Origin of the sequence: Stutzerimonas stutzeri (genome assembly GCF_000590475.1) — a bacterium.
Classification (GTDB): domain Bacteria; phylum Pseudomonadota; class Gammaproteobacteria; order Pseudomonadales; family Pseudomonadaceae; genus Stutzerimonas; species Stutzerimonas stutzeri_D.
Genome location: NZ_CP007441.1, coordinates 913454 through 935162, shown reverse-complemented (window position 1 = coordinate 935162; position 21709 = coordinate 913454). Strand labels below are relative to the sequence as shown.

The 21709-nt window shown below is 58.8% G+C and carries 16 protein-coding genes; 3 read left to right on the top strand and 13 right to left on the bottom strand.

Features of this window, described 5'->3' with window-relative positions:
* The first annotated feature begins 48 nt into the window (after window positions 1-48).
* Window positions 49-1692 (top strand): acetolactate synthase large subunit, encoded by a 1644-nt coding sequence (locus CH92_RS04315; RefSeq protein ID WP_025240549.1) that lies wholly within the window; start codon window positions 49-51, stop codon window positions 1690-1692.
* A gap of 79 nt (window positions 1693-1771) precedes the next feature.
* Window positions 1772-3223 carry an NADP-dependent succinate-semialdehyde dehydrogenase gene (gene gabD / locus CH92_RS04310; RefSeq protein WP_025240548.1) on the top strand — a complete coding sequence of 484 codons (1452 nt, stop codon included), beginning with the start codon at window positions 1772-1774 and terminating at the stop codon, window positions 3221-3223.
* A gap of 302 nt (window positions 3224-3525) precedes the next feature.
* On the opposite strand, the gene CH92_RS04305 is transcribed toward gabD, so the two are convergent.
* The 9 genes from CH92_RS04305 to CH92_RS04265 all read right to left on the bottom strand — a co-directional run bounded on the left by CH92_RS04305 (window position 3526) and on the right by CH92_RS04265 (window position 14167).
* Window positions 3526-5016, bottom strand: a complete 1491-nt coding sequence (locus tag CH92_RS04305; RefSeq protein WP_025240547.1) for an aldehyde dehydrogenase — start codon at window positions 5014-5016, stop codon at window positions 3526-3528.
* Window position 5017: 1 nt separating this feature from the next.
* Window positions 5018-5920 (bottom strand): dihydrodipicolinate synthase family protein, encoded by a 903-nt coding sequence (locus CH92_RS04300; protein WP_025240546.1) that lies wholly within the window; start codon window positions 5918-5920, stop codon window positions 5018-5020.
* 368 nt (window positions 5921-6288) lie between these two features.
* Entirely contained in the window at window positions 6289-7587 is a 1299-nt protein-coding gene (locus tag CH92_RS04295; RefSeq protein ID WP_025240545.1) for a TRAP transporter large permease, read from the bottom strand.
* Window positions 7588-7599: 12 nt separating this feature from the next.
* On the bottom strand, window positions 7600-8118 hold the full coding sequence (locus CH92_RS04290; protein ID WP_025240544.1) for a TRAP transporter small permease: 519 nt from the start codon (window positions 8116-8118) through the stop codon (window positions 7600-7602).
* Window positions 8119-8194: 76 nt separating this feature from the next.
* The gene (gene dctP, locus CH92_RS04285; protein ID WP_200869641.1) at window positions 8195-9226 is read right to left on the bottom strand and encodes a TRAP transporter substrate-binding protein DctP; all 1032 of its coding nucleotides are present in this window, start codon (window positions 9224-9226) and stop codon (window positions 8195-8197) included.
* A 123-nt stretch (window positions 9227-9349) separates the two neighbouring features.
* Entirely contained in the window at window positions 9350-10285 is a 936-nt protein-coding gene (locus CH92_RS04280) for an ornithine cyclodeaminase family protein (RefSeq protein ID WP_025240542.1), read from the bottom strand.
* Window positions 10286-10354: 69 nt separating this feature from the next.
* On the bottom strand, window positions 10355-11356 hold the full coding sequence (locus CH92_RS04275; RefSeq protein WP_235206193.1) for a proline racemase family protein: 1002 nt from the start codon (window positions 11354-11356) through the stop codon (window positions 10355-10357).
* Between the two features lie 799 nt (window positions 11357-12155).
* Window positions 12156-13100, bottom strand: a complete 945-nt coding sequence (locus tag CH92_RS04270) for a PDR/VanB family oxidoreductase (protein ID WP_025240540.1) — start codon at window positions 13098-13100, stop codon at window positions 12156-12158.
* On the bottom strand, window positions 13097-14167 hold the full coding sequence (locus CH92_RS04265; protein ID WP_025240539.1) for an aromatic ring-hydroxylating oxygenase subunit alpha: 1071 nt from the start codon (window positions 14165-14167) through the stop codon (window positions 13097-13099). Before CH92_RS04265 ends, CH92_RS04270 begins: the two co-directional genes overlap by 4 nt.
* A gap of 616 nt (window positions 14168-14783) precedes the next feature.
* Here CH92_RS04265 and CH92_RS04260 point away from each other — a divergent pair.
* Window positions 14784-16109, top strand: coding sequence for an MFS transporter (locus tag CH92_RS04260; RefSeq protein ID WP_025240538.1), 1326 nt, complete (start codon window positions 14784-14786; stop codon window positions 16107-16109).
* 129 nt (window positions 16110-16238) lie between these two features.
* Here the strand turns inward: CH92_RS04260 and CH92_RS04255 are convergent, their stop codons facing one another.
* From CH92_RS04255 to CH92_RS04240, 4 genes are all read right to left on the bottom strand, one after another.
* Window positions 16239-18173: a methyl-accepting chemotaxis protein gene (locus CH92_RS04255; RefSeq protein WP_025240537.1), complete on the bottom strand. Its 1935-nt coding sequence runs from the start codon at window positions 18171-18173 to the stop codon at window positions 16239-16241.
* Between the two features lie 131 nt (window positions 18174-18304).
* Window positions 18305-19504 carry a formaldehyde dehydrogenase, glutathione-independent gene (gene fdhA, locus CH92_RS04250; RefSeq protein ID WP_025240536.1) on the bottom strand — a complete coding sequence of 400 codons (1200 nt, stop codon included), beginning with the start codon at window positions 19502-19504 and terminating at the stop codon, window positions 18305-18307.
* Between the two features lie 113 nt (window positions 19505-19617).
* Entirely contained in the window at window positions 19618-20697 is a 1080-nt protein-coding gene (locus tag CH92_RS04245; protein ID WP_025240535.1) for an aromatic ring-hydroxylating dioxygenase subunit alpha, read from the bottom strand.
* 32 nt (window positions 20698-20729) lie between these two features.
* Entirely contained in the window at window positions 20730-21683 is a 954-nt protein-coding gene (locus CH92_RS04240; protein WP_025240534.1) for a PDR/VanB family oxidoreductase, read from the bottom strand.
* Window positions 21684-21709 lie beyond the last annotated feature (26 nt).

The window sequence follows — 21709 nt, the reverse complement described above, 5'->3', positions numbered from 1 at the left end:
TGTATGAGTCGGCTGTGCACGTTCACCCCAACCGAGGTACTGAGAGAAATGGCCAAGGCCGCCGATGTAGTGGTGCAATGTCTGGAAAACGAAGGCGTGGAATACGTCTTCGGCATCCCGGGTGAAGAGAACCTCGATCTGCTCGAATCGCTGCGCAGGTCCAAGATCAAGCTGGTACTCACCCGCCATGAGCAGTCGGCCGGCTTCATGGCCGCCACCTACGGTCGCCTGACCGGCAAGACCGGCGTCAGCCTGTCGACACTGGGCCCAGGGGCGACCAACCTGGTGACCGCCAGTGCCTACGCCTACCTGGGTGGCATGCCGATGCTGATGATCACCGGCCAGAAGCCGATCAAGAAGTCCAAGCAGGGCCGCTTCCAGATCCTCGACGTCGTCGGAATGATGCGCCCGCTGACCAAGTACACCCACCAGTTGGCGTCGGCCGACAACATTCCCTCGCGCGTGCGTGAAGCCTTCCGCCTGGCCGAGGAAGAGAAGCCCGGCGCCGTGCACCTCGAACTGCCCGAGGACATCGCCGCCGAGCAGACCGACAGCCTGCCGATTCCGCGCAGCCTGCACCGCCGCCCGGTCGCCGAGCACAAAGCCATCGAGGCCGCTGTTGCCAAGCTGCAGGCGGCGCGCAGCCCGATCCTGGTGATCGGTGCCGGCGCCAACCGCAAGATGACCGCCAAGGTACTCAAGCAGCTGATCGACAAGACCGGCATTCCCTTCGTCACCACGCAGATGGGCAAGGGCGTGGTCGACGAGCGTCACCCGTGCTTCCTCGGCAATGCCGCGCTGTCGGCGGGTGATTTCGTGCACCGCGCGGTGGAGAGCGCCGACCTGATCGTCAACGTCGGCCACGACGTGATCGAGAAGCCACCGTTCTTCATGGTGCAGGGCGGCGCCGAAGTCATTCACATCAACTTCCGCTCCGCCGAAGTGGACCCGGTGTACTTCCCGCAGATCGAGGTCGTGGGCGACATCGCCAACGCCGTCTGGCAGATCGACGAGGCGCTGACCGACACCTCGCACTGGGATTTCACCCGCCTGCTGGCGATCCGCGAGGCCAACGAGGCGCAGCTTGCCGAAGGCGCCGACGACCCGCGTTTTCCGATCTACCCGCAACGGCTGGTGGCCGACGTGCGCCGCGCGCTGCCCTCCGACGGCATCGTTGCGCTCGACAACGGCATGTACAAGATCTGGTTCGCCCGCAACTACAAGGCACACATGCCCAACACCGTGCTGCTGGACAACGCGCTGGCGACCATGGGCGCGGGCCTGCCCTCGGCCATGGCCGCGCACCTGGTTCATCCCGGCCGCCCGGTGCTGGCGGTGTGCGGCGATGGCGGCTTCATGATGAACAGCCAGGAACTGGAAACCGCGGTACGCCTGAAGATGAACCTGACCGTGGTGATCCTGCGCGATGACGGCTACGGCATGATCCGCTGGAAGCAGTCGAACATGGGCTTTGCCGATTACGGCCTGGACTACGGCAACCCCGACTTCGTGCAGTACGCGCAAAGCTACGGCGCCCAGGGCCATCGGGTCGAGAGCGCCGAGGGCTTCCTGCCGCTGCTCGAGCGTTGCCTGAGCACCCCCGGCGTACACGTCATCGACTGCCCGGTGGATTACTCCGAAAACGATTTCATCCTCAACACCGAGCTCAAGCGCCGCAGCCTGCTGGCGTGACGAGACGCGTCGGTCAGGCGCTCGTCAGAGCGCCCGACCGAATCAAGAATCTAGCGCTCATCACTTTTGAGGGATCCTCATGCAACTCAACGATTCCACGCTTTTTCGCCAGCAAGCCTATGTCGACGGTACTTGGCTGGACGCCGATAACGGCCAGAGCATCAAGGTCAACAACCCCGCCACCGGCGAGATCATTGGCCATGTGCCGAAGATGGGCGCTGCCGAAACCCGCCGCGCCATCGAAGCGGCCGACAAGGCCCTGCCCGCCTGGCGCGCGCTGACGGCCAAGGAGCGCTCCGCCAGGCTGCGTCGCTGGTATGAACTGATGCTGGAAAACCAGGAGGACCTGGCCCGGCTGATGACCCGAGAACAGGGCAAGCCGCTCACCGAATCCCGAGGCGAAATCGTTTACGCCGCCTCCTTCCTCGAATGGTTCGCCGAAGAAGCCAAGCGCGTCTACGGCGACGTGATTCCGGGCCATCAGCCGGATAAGCGCCTGCTGGTGATCAAGCAGCCAATCGGCGTGACCGCCGCCATCACGCCGTGGAACTTCCCCACCGCGATGATCACGCGCAAGGTCGGCCCGGCCCTGGCCGCAGGCTGCACCATGGTGCTCAAGCCGGCGTCGCAAACGCCTTTCTCCGCCCTGGCACTGGCCGAACTGGCCGAGCGCGCCGGCATTCCGAAAGGCGTGTTTAGCGTCGTTACCGGTAGCGCAGGTGACGTTGGCGGTGAGCTGACCAGCAACCCCATCGTGCGCAAACTGACCTTCACTGGCTCCACCGAAATCGGCCGGCAGTTGATGGCCGAATGCGCGCACGACATCAAGAAGGTCTCGCTGGAATTGGGCGGCAACGCGCCTTTCATCGTCTTTGACGATGCCGACCTGGACGCCGCTGTCGAGGGCGCGCTGATTTCCAAGTACCGCAACAACGGTCAGACCTGCGTGTGCGCCAACCGCTTGTACGTTCAGGATGGCGTGTACGACACCTTCGTCGAAAAGCTCACTGCCGCCGTGGCCCGGCTGAAGATCGGCAACGGCCTGGACGACGGCACCACTACCGGCCCGCTGATCGATGACAAGGCCGTCGCCAAGGTCCAGGAACACATCGAAGACGCGGTGAGCAAGGGCGCCCGAGTCGCCTTCGGCGGCAAGCCGCACGCGCTGGGTGGCAGCTTCTTCGAACCGACCATCCTCGTCGATGTGCCCCGAAACGCCGCCGTAGCGAGGGAAGAGACCTTCGGCCCGCTGGCGCCGCTGTTCCGCTTCAAGGACGAAGCCGAGGTGATTGCGCTGTCCAACGACACCGAATTCGGGTTGGCGTCGTATTTCTACGCCCGAGATCTGGGCCGGGTGTTCCGAGTGGCCGAGGCGCTGGAGTACGGCATGGTGGGAATCAATACCGGGTTGATCTCGACTGCCGAAGCGCCCTTTGGCGGCGTCAAGGCGTCCGGTCTGGGGCGCGAAGGCTCGCGCTACGGCATCGAGGACTACCTGGAAATCAAATACCTCTGCATGGGTATTGAATGACGATAAGCCGCTGCTGGCTCAGGTCAGCAGCGGCCTTCTTTTGCTTCCCAGGTCAACGAAACGCTTTGGGAGTCTGGCCTGCAGCAACTCACCGTTTATTAAAGCGGGTAAGGCTTCAGCCGACTTTGCTCCCCGCGCAAATCATGACTGCAACCATGATCAGCACGAACCGGTGCTCGCGTCACGGCATGACGCTGCTCGCCAAGGACTCCCGCTGGCCGTTCGTGAATCAGAATGTGGCCGCCGCCGGCGAGCGCGGCGGCCGGGTATTGCAATGCCCTGTTACCAGGCTGGGCGAAGCATCAAGACGCATCTATCCAGATCGTTTTGAGCTCGGTGTATTGATCGTGTGCCCAGATTGACTTGTCGCGCCCGCCAAATCCGGACTCCTTGTAACCACCGAAAGGTGTCGAGGCATCGCCTTCACCGAAGCAGTTGACGGTTACGATGCCGGCGCGGATCTCACGCGACAGCCTCAGCGCGTTGCGCAGGCTTCCGGTATAAGCCGAAGCGGCCAGACCATATACCGTGTCGTTAGCCAGGCGAATCGCCTCATCGATATCCGTGAACGTGGTAACCGTAAGCACCGGGCCGAAGATCTCTTCCCGGAACAATCGATTGTCCCGCCCTACTCCGTCAACCACTGTGGGTTCGATGAAAATACCCTGGTCGGTGTCACCGCCGAAGAGCACGTCCATGTTTTCGCTGGCGGCGTGCTCGATATAGGAACGAACCTTCTCGAAGTGCGTTTTGCTGACCATCGAGCCGAGGCGGTTTTCCGGATCCAGCGGGTCGCCCATTTTCCATTCGCGCGTGTAGACGCCCACCCGCTTGAGCAACTCGTCCTTGATGTCAGCATGAACGATCAGCCGCGACGAGGCCGAGCAGTTCTCGCCCATGTTCCAGAACGCGCCATTGACCACGTGCTGCGCGACCTGATCCAGGTCCTCGACATCGTTCATCACGACCGCGGGATTCTTGCCGCCACATTCGAGCACTACTCGCTTGAGGTTGGAGTCCGCGGCGTATTTCAAGAATAACCGGCCGGTGTCGGTCGAGCCGGTGAAGCTGACCATGGCAACATCCGGATGGCAGCCAATCGGTTCGCCCACCTGTTTACCGCCCCCGGGGACGACGTTGAACACGCCGGCCGGAAGACCAGCCTGCTGCGCGAGCTCTGCAACCCGGAGCGCGCTGAGCGTCGTTTCCTTGGCCGGCTTGACCACGATGGAGCAGCCCGCGGCCAGCGAGGGGCCGATCTTCCATGCCAGCATGAGCAACGGAAAATTCCATGGCAATACAAGGCCAACGACGCCGATAGGCTCGCGGACCACCATGGTCATTGCCGCTGAACCGACCGGGGCGGTGCTGTCGTAGATCTTGTCGATCAGTTCGGCATGCCAGCGCAGCGTATGGATCGTCTCTGGGACGTCGGTGTTCTGACATTCACGAATTGGCTTGCCACTGTCCAGCGCCTCCAGGACAGCCAGCTCATGGGCGTTATCTTCCAACAGTTGGGCAAAACGCAGCAGGACCGATTTACGTTCGCCTGGCGCCAGCGAATGCCAGCGGCCATCCTCGAACGCGGCTTTGGCGGCAGCGACCGCCACGTCGACATCGCGCTCGTCACAGGCAGCGACTTCGGCTAGCACGGCCCCGGTGGCCGGGTTGGTGGTGGTGAAGGTGTTTCCCGAAAGCGCGTCACGAAACTGCCCATCGATGAACGCCTGGGTACGGAACTCGAGCTTGGCGGCGAGGGCCGCATAATCGGCTTTGGACAGGAGCTCGGCCATTTCAGACACCCTCGGTGATTGAGGCGATGTTCCGCTTCATCGTAGTGACGACGCCTTTGAGCGTCTCTTTTTCCGCCTCGCTCAGGCCTTTGAGCGGTGCCCGCACGCCACCGCTGCGCAGCCCAGCGAGTTCGCTGCCGTACTTGATTGACTGGACGAACTTGCCGCCCTCCAGGAAATCCATCAGCGGCATCATTTCCGCCATGATTCGGCGACCCTTGGCGAAATCCTGTTCGATCACGCAGGCCTCGTAGAGCGCGACGTGCTCGCGAGGAATGAAATTCGAGCCCGCGCAGACCCAACTACGCGCACCCCAGGCGAAGAATTCGAGCGCCTGGTCATCCCAGCCACACGACAGCGCGATCTGCGGGTAATCGCAAGCCAGGCGATGTACGCGGTTCATATCACCGGAGCTCTCCTTGATCGCCACGATGTTTTTGCAGCCGCTAACCGCTTCAAAGAATTCGTCGCCCATCGCCACGCCCATGCGAGCGGGATAGTTGTAAAGCATGATCGGCAGATCCGCGGCACGATCGACCGCCAGGACGTGCTCGGCGTTTTCCTGCTGCGTTGGCAATGCGTAAGGCGGAGAGCCCACGAGAATGGCGTCAGCCTTGATCGCGCGGGCCGCTTCGGCATAGGCAATCGAATCTTCCGTACGGATCGCGCCGGTGCCGACCACTAAAGGTAGACGGCCGTTGATGACTTCCTTGGCGCGTGCAGCCAGATCGATACGCTCCTGGGATGTATGCGCGTAGTACTCGCCCGTGGACCCACCAATGATGATGCCGTGCACTTTCTGCTCAATCAGGTATTCCAGCACTTCGCCGAATGCCGCCGTGTCGATTGCGCCATCAGCCGTCAGCGGAGTAATTGCCGGGGTATAGATTCCTTCGAATTTCATGGTTCTTCTCCAGGTCAGTTCACCGCTTAGGGAGGCCTGTATTGCCGAAGCGGTTTGTTTATTAATTTAAATACGCAGCCCGCGCATTCGGACTGTCGTGACATATGTACACGGCGAAATACAAGCGCGACGAGCGGCAGTGGGATGCACATACACAGCCGTTGCTTGAAAAGGCCGATATTTGACTATCGTTTTGTACTTACGGAAGAGCCAGCTTAGCGGCGCTTACCCGCAACTTGGCTCACGAAGAGCACTGTACAAAACGCTAATGCAAAGTAAGGTCGGCAATGCCTACCTCATCGAGTTTGGAGCTAAGCGTTTCCCTTCTCGGAACAGGGCTCTATAGCCCTGTCATAAATTCGGGAAGCTTATTCAATGTAACCAAAGAACGTCGGTAGATAGAGTGCCAATGGTGACCAATAAGTCGTTACCAGCATCACCGGCAACGCGGCAAACGCCATAAAGCCCAATGCCGGCCGCATAACCTTGGTGATTCCCACATTACCAATCCGGCATGACATGAATAGAATCGGCGCCATTGGCGGGCTGTTACAACCGATCACAACGCTGGTACCGACAATGGCAGCGAAATGCACGGGGTGTACACCGATACTGACCATTACGGGGAGCAAGAGCGGACTGATGATCGCAACCACGCTAACGTCGTCCATGATCATCCCTAGCAGAATGAGGAATATATTGACGACCAACAGAATAAGAAGCTTATTCTGAAATATTGTCATCAGGACTTCCGTCAACTCCTGCGGAACGCGTTCAAGCGTAAAAATCCGACTAGCCACAAACGAGAAAAGCAGGATTACCATTATGACGCCCGTGGTGGCTGCCGCTTCCACCATGCAGCGGGCAATCTTCCTGACGTTGAGTTCCCGATATATAAACCAACCCACCGGGATGGAATAAACTACCGCGACGGCTGCTGCTTCGGTGGGCGTAAAAATACCGCCATAAATACCACCGAGAATGATCACAGGCAGCATCAAGGCCGGAAAAGCCTTCCAGATATTGTCGCTGACCAATTCAACCCGACGACGAAAGTTCATCCGCTCGGCCGCAGGATCTGGATGCTTACGCATTTTTAGCCAGTTCAGCGTACAGAGCATAATGATCAGCAATATTCCCGGGCCGATGGTGGCAAGGAAGCACGCCGCCACGGACTGTCTGGTCACCACAGCATAGAGAATCATCGTGATGCTGGGTGGTATAAGCAGCCCAAGTAGCGAAGAAATACCAAGGAGTGCGCTTGTATATTCCCGAGAGTAACCATGCTTTTCCATGGGGCCGATCATGATCGTGCCAATGGAGGCGACCGCAGCGGAAGCCGTCCCGGAAATCGCACCGAAGACGCCGCATGCAACGACCATGGAAGAGCCCATACCCACTCGTGACTTGCCCACCAAGGCCTCGACGAATGAAACAAGCCGTGCGGCAATACCGCCAGCCTGCATCAAATAGCCGGTCATTACGAACAGCGGGAGGGCCAGTAGAATCACCGAGTTTACTGACCAGAATCCGGTGGTCATCAGCGATGAAATATCCACCTCGTAAACGAACGAGAGGACCAGCGTCATCGCCGCGAATGAAAAGACGACTGGTACACCAATCATCATCAACACGACTACTGCAATTATTGCGATTACAGCTCCCATGATCTGATCCTGTTAGTTATGGATTTCATGACGACTTTGAAAACTGGCGAGATCATTCAAAAAGTCGCGGAGGAGATAGAAAATGAACAGCACACTTCCAAAGAACAAGCTGCTCTGAGAGACATACCATGGAATTTTTAATACGGTGCTGGTCTGGACTTTCGACAGCGACCACGACATCAAATCAAAACTCCACCGGGCAAACAGGATCGCCATGATCAGCGAGATTACAGTCGCCAGCAGGTGAAAGAAGCGCACCACAGATTTATTTGAGCAAACAACCTGTACGAAATCTGCGCTGAGATGTGATCTATCACGAGAGGCAATCGCTGCGCCGAACATGTAAAGCCACATTGCAGCCAGAAGCACCAACTCTTCAAGCCCGAAGACAGGTTTCTCCAGGACCGAACGGGTGAAAATCCCAACTACGAGTAGTACCGCTACGAAAACACTCAGGATCGCAACAACAGGCTTGATGACGAACATCAACGTGCGGTCGATCTGCCCCATCAAATATAAAATCTTTTTCATTTTTTTGGCCTGGGTATGCAGAGATGAAAACGACGCTCAGGAGTTAACCCTGATTGCCTGCGCTACCAATAGCACCTCATTGAGGCACGGATGCGTTAGCACGAATTTTTTCCATGACTTCGGCACCCAGGGATTTTTCAATTTCCGGCCAAACATTTTTGCGAACACGCTCAACCCAAGCTGCCATCTCCTCGGTTGTAGGCTCGATATATTTCATACCGTCCTTCTGGGCTGCAGCGATCCACTTGTCGTCTTCCGCCTTAGCATCCGCAAATTGCTTATCAATAACCTGCTTTGCCGCGTCAGCAATTATCTTTTGATCTTCCGCGTCAAGCTCGCTCCACTTTTCATCGTTCATCAAAAGCGCCCAAGCTGAGAAGTTATGCTTGGAGTGTACGAAGTAGTTCAGCTGATCGCGGAAATACTGGTAATCCCAATAAATAACGTTGCTCGAATCACCATCGACCACGCCGGTCTGGATGGAGGTATACACTTCTGCCCAATCAATTGGGACGGCTTGAAACCCCATGGCTTTTACCGTCTGAGGAATCGGGAATACCGGTTGAGAACGGACCTTGATGCCCTGCGCACCTTCAAAGGTGGTTGCATAACGCGCTTTCGTCGCGATACCCCCAAAGCCTTCGGGATATGGGCCGAAATATTTCAGGCCGATGTCAGTAAAGATGGGCTCGATGATTTGTTTAAGCCAGCCATTGTCACCGTAGGCTTTCAAGGCGTCTTCCCACCCGATCGTGAGGTAGGGAATAAAATTGACGGCAATGCGCTCATCGTAAGACGTCTGGGGCCAGCTGAGCATCATGTCGATGTTACCTTTCACCAACTGATCGAACAGCTCTTGCTGTCCGCCAAGCTCACCTTGATAAAAGATATTGACCTTCATACGACCGTCTGAGCTCTTTTTGATCAAATCGGCCCACAACTGCATCGAATGCCCCGCAGCGGAATCTTTGTCGCCTGATTCAAGTGCGAGATTGAATTTATGTGAATCCTGACTGGCAGACACGTTCATCACGCCCGCCAACGCAACGACGGTCGAAAGAGCAAAAGCCTTAGTGGTATTAATAAGTTTGTTTTTTAGAGTTATCATCTTATTCTCCTGCCTTTTTTGTGCTACTCAATCAGCATGATTTTTCGCCGAAACTTAACGCATTATTTGAACGACCATTCCTCTCATTAGGTTCGAATTCAACTGACTATTCATCACGCAGGCTTAACGCCAGTCTCTGGCTTTCTGAATGGCGAGCTGACTTACGATTAAATCCAAATGTGCACCACCAGCGTTTTTATACACGGTCAGGTCGCTCGCAGATCTACCGGAATAATTACCCTGACAAAGGTCGTATAAATCCCCTTCAATCTGAGCTTCAGCTATAAAGCCTTGCATTAGAGGAAGCTGAATATCACCCGAGGCAGCAGAAGTTTCCCTGTCGTCGACGAATATTCTGGCGGAACCTAAAAGCGCGCTCTCGGCTTCCTGCATATCTGAGCGATAGCCCCCTATCAAATCGACGTGGGTACCTTTACGGACGAATTCCGCACAGATCAGCGGCGTGCTTGTACTGGTTGCTGAGGCGATGATGTCCGCTTTCAGCGTTGCGGCATTCAGGTCTTCCATGATGGTCGCGTTCACGCCTTTCGCCAGAAGTTCTTGACGAACACTGTCTAGCTTGGAAGCTGTGCGATTCCAAAGCAGGACCTCTTGGATAGAGGGCCGAATAAAGAGATAGGCCTCGACGAGCGCTTTAGCGACAGGCCCAGCACCCAGTACCAGCAACACGGCGCTGTCTTCACGGCTAAGTTTCGTCGCGGCCAGCGCTGAATCGGCTGCCGTTTTCCATCGGGTTATCTCCGGGCCGTCCAGGATTGCTTCGATGGTCTTTGTCTTTTCGTCTATTACGATAAACGCAGCGTCTTCAACGGGCCGAGGCGGATTCGCATGGCTGTTCGCAGGGCACATCGACGCCAGCTTGAGGCCCGCGCCCAAGCCAGGGAGGATCACTCCGCGACTGAGCATTCCGTAGTCGGCATCTCCTATGAAAAAGCTATCTCCCACCGGGCGCGGACCCAGATGTGCAGCTTGCAAAGCACCCAGAACACTGTCCCAGTCAAGCAAAGAGCTAATGCGTTCAGCGGATAGAAACTGCATTGAGGTGCCCCGCGTCTAGTGGTTGTTCCGTTTGCGACCAGAGCACTCTGCTCAGTCCGCGAAAGGCGCTCAGGCCCAGATATCTCCGACCGTGAATCCTTCGGTGAAGGGGTCGTCATGATCCAGCACGAAGGTGTTCAGCCCGTAGATCCAACTCGTTCCCGTCACGGTCGGAATCACGGCCTTGAAATCACCGATTGAGGTCTCGTCTATCAGTCGCCCGGTGTAGATATTCCCGACGATGCCTTGATGTCGGAAATCCTGATTCAGTGGCAACTCGCCCTTGGCATGCAATGTGGCCATCTTGGCACTGGTGCCCGTACCACAAGGGCAACGATCCAGCGCGCCCGTCCAGGTTTTCGGGTCATCCCAGGAAAAATCGCCGGTCGCCATGGTTACTGTGTTTTTCCAGTCCGCTTTGGGATCGTCAGTCGGACCTGACAATTGCGAAATGGTGATGCCGATACCTGGGTAGTTGGGATGAGCCACCGGAAGTTGCTCAATCGCGGCTTCGCGAATCATCGACGACACGCGCGCAATTTCGGAGCCGTGCTCGGGGATCAACTCCAGGCCTTTGAACTGGCGGACGTCCGCGATCACGTAGAACATGCCACCCCAGCCGACGTCGACTGTCACTTTTCCCAAATGAGGAACGTCGATCACGGCGTCTAGGTGAGCAGCGAATGCGGGCACGTTGGTGAAGGTCACGCCTTTGACCTTTCCATTTTTGCATTCTGCCTTGATGCGAATTAATCCAGCGGGCGCTTCGAGCACTAATTCAGTTACGGGCTCCTTCATCGGCAGCATCCCCATCTCCAGCAGTACCGTGACCACGGAAATAGTGTTACCGCCCGACATCACCGGATATTCGATCTGCTCCATGATGATATAACCGGCATCCGCCTCGGGATGGCTCGGCGGAACGATGATGTTGCAACAATGAGCGGGATAACCACGAGGCTCGCGAAGCATCAACTTGCGCAGCTGATCATCATTGGCTTCCAGCCACTTCATCTTTTCGAAGACGCTATTACCAGGAATATGTGGAACACCGCCGGTGATGACACGCATCGGCGTACCAGCATGGGTGTCGACTGCATGTATTGTTCTTTTAAACGCCATTTCATTAATCCTGACTAAATAGTCGAAACTACTTCTTTACTGGCATGCACAGTCGAACCACTTTCAAAAAATGCAACAATTAAGTGCATTCCGTTCTTTTCTGGTTCTCGCCACATTTGTTTGTAACATCAACTTGGCAAATTCGGCCTGACATCCATACAGGGCCGTCTGCTTTCCGAATGCCGTTTTTCACAGCATAGGGCTCTGCCTGCCAGGCTCATATAAAGGAACGGGCAATTTTTAAGACAAGGCCGTCAGTGCGAAACGAGACGGCGACGGGACGCTGGCTCGGCAGGGGGCGTAGAAGGCCCAGAGGAAGCTGCCAAGGCATGGCCAGTCCAGCCGGAAACGTGACAGGCAAACGCTCAGCCTAGCGCCACAAAAATATTGCATGGATGGTAGTGGATTCAGGTGGCGATCCCAGGCGCATGTCTAATCCGCCCTCGCCTGCAGGACGTTCGCATTGAGCGCCTATACGATGCGGTAGATCCAAGAGGCGTGACCTCGATGAATCCACCGGCTCGTTCATGCTCTGCGTCGCTGACCCCTAGGTGAACAATGCAAAGACACGCGATCCTCGCTGCAGGACGCGGGCCTGTAGCTCAGATCATTCTCGGGCGGTTCCTGGTCTTCCATAGGCGCTGCAGAAAACCAGGCCGTCGGTCTGATGTCTTGACTTAAGACGTTCGCGATAAAGACGGAGCCGCATGTTGAGATCGCCCCTGATGCGGCAGGCAAGCCACGATAATCAGAGATCTAACACCAGCCGAGCACTTTTCGCGCGCGAGCAGCAGGGCGTGAACTGGTCGTTAGCCGCTTGCTCGGCTTCGGTCATGAACAGGTCACGATGATCCGGCTCACCCTCCAACACACGAGTCAGGCAGGTGCCGCAGATGCCCTGCTCGCAAGACAGCGGCACGATGACGCCCGCCGCTTCCAGCACCTGGGCGACGGTCTGGTCGGCTGGCACCTGTAGCACTTGCCCGCTGCTGCTCAGCTGAACTTCGAAGCTGCCGTCATCTGCCTGCGCGGTGGGCGCCGCGCTGAAATACTCGCGATGCAGGTTCGCCTCGTTCCAGCCCTGCGCTCTTGCGGTGCTCAGGACATGTTCCATGAAGCCACCGGGGCCACAGACATAGAGATGCGTACCCTCTTCAGGCGCCGCCAGCACTGTTGGCGCGTCGAGCGGCTCACCACCATCATCAAAGTGCAACTGCACCCGATCACCGAAGGCCGACTGCCGTATCCGCTCCACGAACGCAGCCCGCTCGGCGGATCGCGCACAGTAGTGCAGTTCGAAATCCGCGCCCATATGCGCCAAGCGCTCGGCCATGCAGAGGATGGGCGTGATACCGATGCCTCCGGCAAACAGCAGGCTTCGCTTGGCTTCGTGAGCGAGCGGGAACAGGTTGCGTGGTTCGCTGATCTGCAACTCCGCGCCTTCGGTCAGCCCATGCATGGCGATGGATCCGCCGCGTGATACGGGATCCTTCAGCACACCGATCTGGTAGCGATGAGACTCCTGCGGGTGGTTGCACAGCGAGTACTGACGAACCAGCCCGTCCGGCAAATGCACATCGATATGTGAGCCCGCGCTGAAGGCCGGTAGCGGCGCGCCATCAGCGCGAATCAATTCGAACGAGAGAATATCCAACGCTTCCTGCCGACATGCAGCGACCTTGACGGTAATCATGCCGCACCTCCGCCCATGACCTTGACCGGCACAGCGGCGGGGCCGGACTCCTCGGCGATCAGTCGCTCCAGAATCTTGCGCGCCTGCACGCCGCCAGCATCGATATTGAGCTTGAGCACTTTGCGATCCGGATAGGCCAGGAGGTTTCGCTGCTGCCGCTCGAGCATCTCCAGGTCTTCCGAGAAGATCTTGCCCTGCCCTTCTCGGATCGAGTCGGTCAGCGCCCTGTCTTGCGGATTGAAGTTGCGCGCCATGCCCCAGAAATACCAGATGGACGTCTCGGTTTCCGGCGTGATGAAGTCCACCACGATGCTCGACGCCTTGTACTGCGGATCCGCGTCATAGCCACCATTGCCCGCGTGGGCGACGCCAACCTCGATCAGCACATGGCTCGGCGGGCTGAAGCGGCAGATCTGCCAGCGATCCACCGGCACATTGTCGGCCAGGTTGTTACCGCGCAGCGCCATTTGCCAGAACGGCGGCGCCATGATGTTTTCCATGTGTCGCGCAGTGGTAACGGTATCGCCCTCGACCGTTGTCTTCGGTGCGGCCTCGTCGATTTCCTTCTGCCCGATGCTCGACGCATGGACGTAAGTTTCGTGAGTGAGATCCATGAGATTGTCGATCATCAGCCGGTAATCGCAGCCGATGTGGAACAACCCGCCGCCATAGGCCCACTCGGGGTTTTCGGCCCACTCGAGGTGATGAATGGTGGCGGGGTCGGCTTTTTCGAAATCACCTGGCCAGACCCAAATGAAGCCGTAGCGTTCCTCGACTGCGTAGCGCTTGTTGCAAGGGAAGCCACGCACCCGCTGGCCGGGCATCGAGATGGTGGCGCCGTCGCACCCCATGACCAGCCCGTGATAACCGCAAACCAGATTGCCGTCATCGACATACCCCAGCGACAAGGGCGCGCCACGGTGGGGGCAGAAATCCTCGACCGCTGCGACTCGACCTTCATGGCCTCGGTAGAAAACGATCCGCTCGCCACAGATCATCCGTCCGAGCGGTTTGGCGTCTATTTCATCGGGGGTGCAGGCGACATACCAGGCATTCTTGGGAAACATCACGGCCTCCTATGGGCGTTTGTTGTATTTGTATTGGATCCAATTAGGCTCCAAGAAAAACGCATCCGTCAACTACCTTTCGCCTTGCCCACGGACAACCGGTACACAGCGACTGAGATAGCGCGCGACCCATTCTGCGGTACGACAGACGTCATACCAGGAGCAAATCCGGCCGGCATGATCACCCTGCTTAAAATGTTCGCGTCCGGAGAGTTCCCGCTAAACAACACCTTGTCTAGGCCCGCAAGCGTATAGCCTCGGCGTATTCCGCCTGGCTGTACGCACCTCCTTTCGTACACTCGAGCAGCCAGAGCGTTTGGGCCGAACTGATCATGCGTGCGCATTCCAACATCACCCCGCGCTACCGGGACATGCGCAGCGCCATCAATCCGTCATGGCTAGTTTCCCGAGCAAAATGAACTGTGCGTTTACCGAACGCTTATCGCCAGCGCTTATTGCTCAATGGATCCATTAATGAAACGTTAGCACTCGTATACAAAAATAATTACGAGGACTTTACCGACATGCCATGTCTTGCGCTTTATCTCGCCTACCCGCCCGCCTCATATGTTTCTCCACGTCGTTCCCCTGACTGCCCGCTCTGACGGAGAAACCCATGAATAATCAACTGCGTCACGCCGTGGATGCCGGTGCGATGAACCGATTCCAATGGATCGCCATTGGCATCTGTATCGTGCTGAACATGATCGATGGCTTCGATGTGCTGGTGATGGCGTTTACCGCCGCATCGGTCTCCGCCGAGTGGAGCCTGAGCGGATCGGAGATCGGCATGCTTCTGAGTGCCGGATTGTTCGGCATGGCTGGAGGCTCGCTGTTCATCGCACCCTGGGCCGATCGATTCGGCCGCCGCCCCTTGATCCTGCTCTGCCTCGCCGTATCAGGCACCAGCATGATTCTCGCGGCCTACAGTCAGAGCCCGACCCAGCTGGGCCTGTTGCGCATGATCACCGGACTGGGAATCGGTGGCATCCTGGCCAGCAGCAACGTCATCGCCAGCGAATACGCGAACAAGCGTTGGCGCGGCCTGGCGGTGAGCCTTCAGTCGACCGGCTACGCCTTGGGCGCCACCTTTGGCGGCATGATTGCCATCTACCTGCTCGGGCAATTCGGCTGGCGCTCGGTGTTCCTGTTCGGCGGCCTGGCGACCCTCGCAGCCATTCCGCTGACGATCGTCTGCCTACCGGAATCCATCGACTACCTGATCTCTCGCCGTCCGGCTGACGCCCTGGCGCGCATCAACAAACTGGCCGCGCGTCTTGGCCAGGCACCCCTCGGCTCGATGCCGACCGCCAACACAAACGCTCAGCCTACTGGCGGCACCTTCAAGCGGTTGTTCGCGCCGGATCTGCTCGCCAGCACGCTGTTGCTGTGGCTCGCCTTTTTCCTGGTGATGTTCGGCTTCTACTTCGTCATGAGCTGGACCCCAAAACTGCTCGTCTCCGCCGGGCTGTCCACTGAACAAGGCGTCACCGGGGGCGTGCTGTTGAGCGTGGGCGGGATCTTCGGGGCAACGTTGCTGGGGCTGGCCTCGGCACGCTTCAAACTGCACCATATTCTGGCGTTGTTCATGATCGTCAGCGCGATCCTGCTCGCCATCTTCGTAGGCACAACCTCCAACCTGACCGCCGCATTTGTCGTCGGTGCCTTGATCGGTTTGTTTGCCAATGGCTGCGTTGCGGGGCTCTATGCCACGTCTCCGCTGGTCTACGACGCCTCGGTTCGCGCCACGGGGGTAGGCTGGGGCATCGGCATCGGTCGTATCGGTGCGATCCTCTCGCCGTTGGTCGCGGGCCACCTGATCGACGCCAACTGGCATCCCAACCAGCTATACCTGGCCTACGCCGTGGTGTTTATCGCGGCTGCTTGTGTCGTCCTGATGTTCAGGCTACCGAGCGCCCGCCCCGCAGTCGCGCTCGGCTAGCCTTAGGTGATCCGGTCCCGATTATTCCCGCTGCCAGACGACAGCGGGAATAATCGGCAGTAGTTTGCCCTCCGCAGGGGTTGGTGGTTCAGGCGAGCATCCCGACGCTGACTCGCCGCAAGCCCAACATCAGCTTGCTGTTCGGAAATCTCCGACCGCCTTGTTGAGCGTCCCGCCGACGTGTCCCAGCTCGCGCACCGAGCTCTCGAGCAAACCGCTCGCCTCGGTACTCCGTTCGGCGACAGCCCGTACCCGCTCCATACTCTGGCCGACCTGCTCAGCCACCACGCTCTGCTCCTCGGCAGCCGCGGCGATCTGCCGACTCATTTGTTCAACGGTCGACACGCCCGCAGCGATTGTTTGCAATGCCTGTGACGCCTGAGTGGCAAGCACGACGCTTTCGCCGGTTAGCGCCTGGCTATCCTGCAGCCGTCCAGCGGCTTGCTCGGCGACCGTCCGCAGTTGCTGGATAATCGCGGCGATTTCATCGGTGGAGGCTTGCGTGCGCCGCGCAAGATGGCGCACCTCGTCGGCCACCACCGCGAAACCACGACCGTTTTCGCCAGCACGTGCCGCTTCGATCGCCGCATTCAGGGCCAGCAGGTTGGTCTGCTCCGCCAAGGCGTTGATGACGTCGAGGACTTTGCCAACAGCTGCACTTTCATTAAGCAGCAGCCCCATCGCATTGGAGCACCCGTCCATTTCGTGTGCCAGGCGATCGATCTTCGCCGCTGCCTGGTGTACCAGGTGATCGGCATTTCGCGCCTGACTGTCGGCCTGCACCACCGCCTTTCGGGTATCACTGGCGTTTCGCGCGACATCTTGTGCGGTTGCAGTCATCTGCTGCATAGCGGTCGCCGCCAGTTCTGTTTCCTCGCGTTGTTGCTCGACGCCCTGGCGGGTGCGTTCGGTGACCTGCACCAGATTGTCGGCCGCCTGGTTCAGCTGCCCGACACCCTGGCCGATGCGACCAACCAACCCTCGCAAACTGTCGAGCATGCTGCCGACGCTGGCGAGCAGCTGACCCATTTCATCGCGCCTACCCGAGGCATCGATCCGCGCGCTGAGATCACCCGATGCCACTTGGCGGGTCAGTGCAACGGCCTGGCGCAGCGGCTGCAGAATCAGATGCCGGATCAACACGCTGGCGCCAATGCCAAAGCCGAGGGCCAGCAGCACAATTACCGCAAGCAGCCTCGATACCCGCTGGCTCATCGTCTGCGAAGCCTGCAGTTGCGTGGCGCCCATTGAATCCAGCAGTTCGGTTACCTTGTCAGCGGCGACATTCATGGCGGTTTGACTGTCGGTGGCTTGCGCACGGCTGGCAGCGAAACGTTCAAACGCAGCGCGATAGTCACCCAGCGCCGCGCTGGCCTGGGTCAGAGATTCCTGCTCGGCGCCTTCGAGCCGCACTGCCAGGTTTTTCATGTAGGCATTCAGCTCCGCCATCCGCATTTCCCAGTCGTTACGCACCTGGGAACTGCCCTCCAGCGTGAAAAAGAGCTCCCGGTCACGCAGGTTCGCCAGCTTGTCACGCAGCATCGATGCTTGCTCGAGCTGCAGCATGCGCGTCGAATCAGCCGGCTGCGCCTGTTCGGCGAGCAGGTTGACCGCATCCAGTTGATCCAGCAGCACTACGGTGAAGCTCTTGCCAAGCTCCTGGGCCGTTTGCTGCATGCTCAAACGCGCAGAACGCGCATCTCGCTGCGCCTGGGCGTACTGCTCGAATTGGGTGAGATAGGTGTTTGCCGCCGCGATGGAATCGTCCTGCCCGGCGTCGCCCTGATGCCCATCCAATAACGAGACCAGCTCGCCGATGAGGTGGGTGACCCGCTCGCCCACTTCCGGCGCCAGTTCCAGCCCGAACACCTTTTCCGCTACCCGCGCTCGTAACATCAATGACTCGATGTTCGCCACGTCGCGCAGCTTCTCGCCGCGCGCCTCGAGCGTGTTCAAGGCATAAAAAGCAGTCGCCGCCACTCCAAGCGTCGACAACAGCACCAAACCGAAACCGAGGGACAACTTGGCCCCTACAGACAGGTTGCCCAGTACGCGAGCCAACATAGGAAATTCCTTTTATGCAACGAACGATCGACACTCCACTGTGAGTTGCGCAGATCTTTGAGATCTGCGCATCCATTCAGTAGCTGTAACGGATAAAACCAATGCTCGTAGCAGGAGCACTTCGCTCGTGATCAGGCGGCGCTGAACATCTTGTGTGGGTCGATGACGAATTTCTTCGGCACGCCGGCATCGAACTCGCCGTAGCCCTTGGGCGCTTCGTCCAGGCTGATCACCTGCACGCCGACCACTTCGGCAATGTTGATGCGGTCCCACATGATCGCCTGCATCAAGGCGCGGTTGTACTTCATCACCGGGGTCTGGCCGGTATGGAAGCTATGGGACTTGGCCCAGCCCAGGCCGAAGCGAATACTCAGGCTGCCCATCTTCGCCGCAGCGTCCACTGCGCCCGGATCCTCGGTGACGTAGAGGCCGGGAATTCCGATCTTGCCGGCGACCCGCACCACGCCCATCAATGAGTTGAGCACCGTGGCTGGCGCTTCATGCTGTACCCCGGCATGGCCATGACCGCGGGCTTCGAAGCCCACCGCATCCACCGCGCAATCGACTTCCGGCTCGCCCAACAGGTTGGCGATTTGCTCATGCAGCGGGGTGTCCTGGGACAGGTCGGCGATCTCGAAACCCTGTGCTTTCGCGTGCTGCAACCGCACCGGATTGACGTCACCGACGATGACCACCGCAGCACCGAGCAGACGCGCGGACGCAGCGGCGGCAAGCCCGACCGGGCCTGCACCGGCGATGTAAACCGTGCTGCCCGGACCGACGCCCGCCGTCACCGCGCCGTGATAGCCGGTGGGCAGGATGTCGGACAGGCAAGTCAGGTCGCGGATCTTTTCCATCGCCTTGTCGCGGTTGGGCAGCTTGAGCAGGTTGAAGTCGGCGTAGGGGACCAGCACGTACTCGGCCTGGCCGCCGGTCCAGTCGCCCATGTCGACATAGCCGTAGGCACCGCCCGGGCGGGCCGGGTTGACGGTTAGGCAGACGCCGGTATGCATTTCCTTGCACGAACGGCAGCGCCCGCAGGCCACGTTGAACGGCACCGAGACCAGGTCGCCAAGCTGCAGGTTCTCGACATCGTTGCCTTTCTCGATCACTTCACCGGTGATTTCATGGCCCAATACGAGACCGGTTTGGGCGGTGGTGCGACCGCGAACCATATGCTGGTCCGAGCCGCAGATGTTGGTGGAAACGACGCGCAGGATGACGCCGTGTTCGATCTTGCGTCCGCGCGGATCCTGCATTTTCGGATAGTCGATGCTTTGAACCTCGACCTTGCCTGCGCCGAGATATACCACTCCACGATTGCCTGTCATTGTTATTTTTCCTCGTGTATGGGGCCTTGAGCCGACGATGTCAGCCAAGGTTGCAGTGGCGCCGAAGGCGCCGGAGAACACAGGCCGCCGAACCGACGGCTTGCCTGAAGAATTTATCTAGCGGCGCCGCAAAGTCGATCGATGACGCGGCGAGCGCGATTGGCGCCAATGTCGACATGGATATCTATCATGGGTGGGCTATCGAACTGGCAGATGTTGCGGTACTGCGACTCGATGACGACCTTGTCCTCCATGAAGGTCAACGCCGTTTGCTCGATGACTTTGGCTTTGACCGCCTCATGGTCTTGCGTCGGGTTGGTCGCCATCGACCAGAAGTAGTGGCAGCTGGTGTCGGTCTCAGGCGTGATGCCATGGAAACCGCGCATGTGGAAGCCGCCGCGTGCTGGGTCATCAAGCGATTCGGTTCCCTCGTCCACCGCGCCGGTCCAGATGCGCAGGTGGTTGAAGAAGAATTCGATTTCCTGCCAGCGGTCGATCTTGTCCTTGAAGGGATAAGCAGCGGTGTAAGTCGGAGGTGGAACGGAACCGGGCATATGGCGAATGACCCGTACCGTGTCGCCCTCCTGCTCCACTTTCATCTTCGCATTCATATGAATGCTGGCATTGCCGCCGATAGTTTTCAGATGCACGTAACCCAGATGGCTGAGGTCCATCAGGTTGTCGTGAATCAGCTGCCAGGGCGCGTTGTAATGAAAGACGTCGCCATCGAACAGATACTGACCGTTGGTATGAACCTCGTAGGCTGGTGGTTCGTGGGTCGGCTGGGGATGCGCCTCACTGCCGAACCAGATCCAGACGATCTGATCGCGCTCCTGAACAGGCCATGCCGGCACGATAGCTTTGCTTGGAATCTTGTCCTGACCGGGGATCTCGATGCAGCGCCCTGCCCCATCGAACAGAAGTCCGTGATAGCCGCAGCGAATGCCGGTCGCCTCAAGCGTGCCGTCCGAGAGCGGCAGCGCACGATGGCAACAACGGTTCTCCAAGGCCGCGGCCTGTCCATCGGCGGTGCGGAACAGCACCACAGATTTGTTCAGCAAGGTTCGCCCAATGGGCTTGTCCTTGAGCTCCCACCCCATGGCAGCGACATACCACTGATCAAGCGGAAACGGCTGCACGGTTGGCTCTACGGGTTGCGCCTCGGCGCTGGGGACGGCAATCGATACGGTCATGTTCTTCTCCACGTTTTTGTTATGGCGGGTGGTCAAAGATCGAGCACGAGTCGGGCGCTCTGTGCTCGTGAACAACAGGGGGTGAATTGATCGTTGCGAGCGCGTTCGGCGTCAGTGAGGAACTGGTCTCGATGTTCAGGTTCACCTTCAAGCACGGGCGTCAGGCACGCGCCACAGATGCCCTGCTCGCAGGAGCTTTCCACCGCCACCCCCGCCGCTTCCAGGACCTGAAGAGCGGTGAGCTCAGCCGGCACCTGAACTACGAGTCCAGAGCGCTTGAGTTCCAGTTCGAAGGGCTTGTCCGTACCTGTATCCGTTGCCGTTGGTGCAACGAAGTACTCACGATGCAGAACGCCATCTGCCCAGCCCTGCTGCCGTGCGGTGTCCAATACATGATCCATGAACCCGGACGGCCCGCAGACGTAGACGTGTGTGCCTGCAGCGGCTTCGCTCAGTACAGCCTTGGCGTCGAGCTTTTGCTGAGCGGGCTCGTTATCGAAGTGAAACTGAACGCGATCTGCAAAGGGCGCGGCTTCGATAGCGTCCACGAAGGCCGCATGCGTCTTCGAGCGTGAGCAGTAATGCATCTCGAATTCAGCACCCATGGCGTGCAGCCGCCAGGCCATGCTGAGAATGGGCGTCACGCCGATGCCGCCAGCGAACAGCAGATGCCGCGTCGCAGTCGGGTCCAGCGCAAACAGGTTGCGCGGTTCGCCAATGTGGAGCCGGTCTCCCACCTTGATGCCCTCATGCAAGCCGCGCGACCCGCCGCGCGACGCCGGCTCGTTGAGCACGCCGATAACATAGCGATGCGACTCTGCCGGGTCGTTACACAACGAGTACTGCCGGATCACGCCGGGGGCGACATGCACATCGATATGGGCGCCGGGCTCGAACGCTGGCAGCGGACCTTCGACGCCAATCAGCTCGAAGCTACAGATGCCCTCGGCGACGGAGCACTTTTTTGAAACGATGACTTCAATCACGGCATTCCCTCCGAGCATTCATTCGC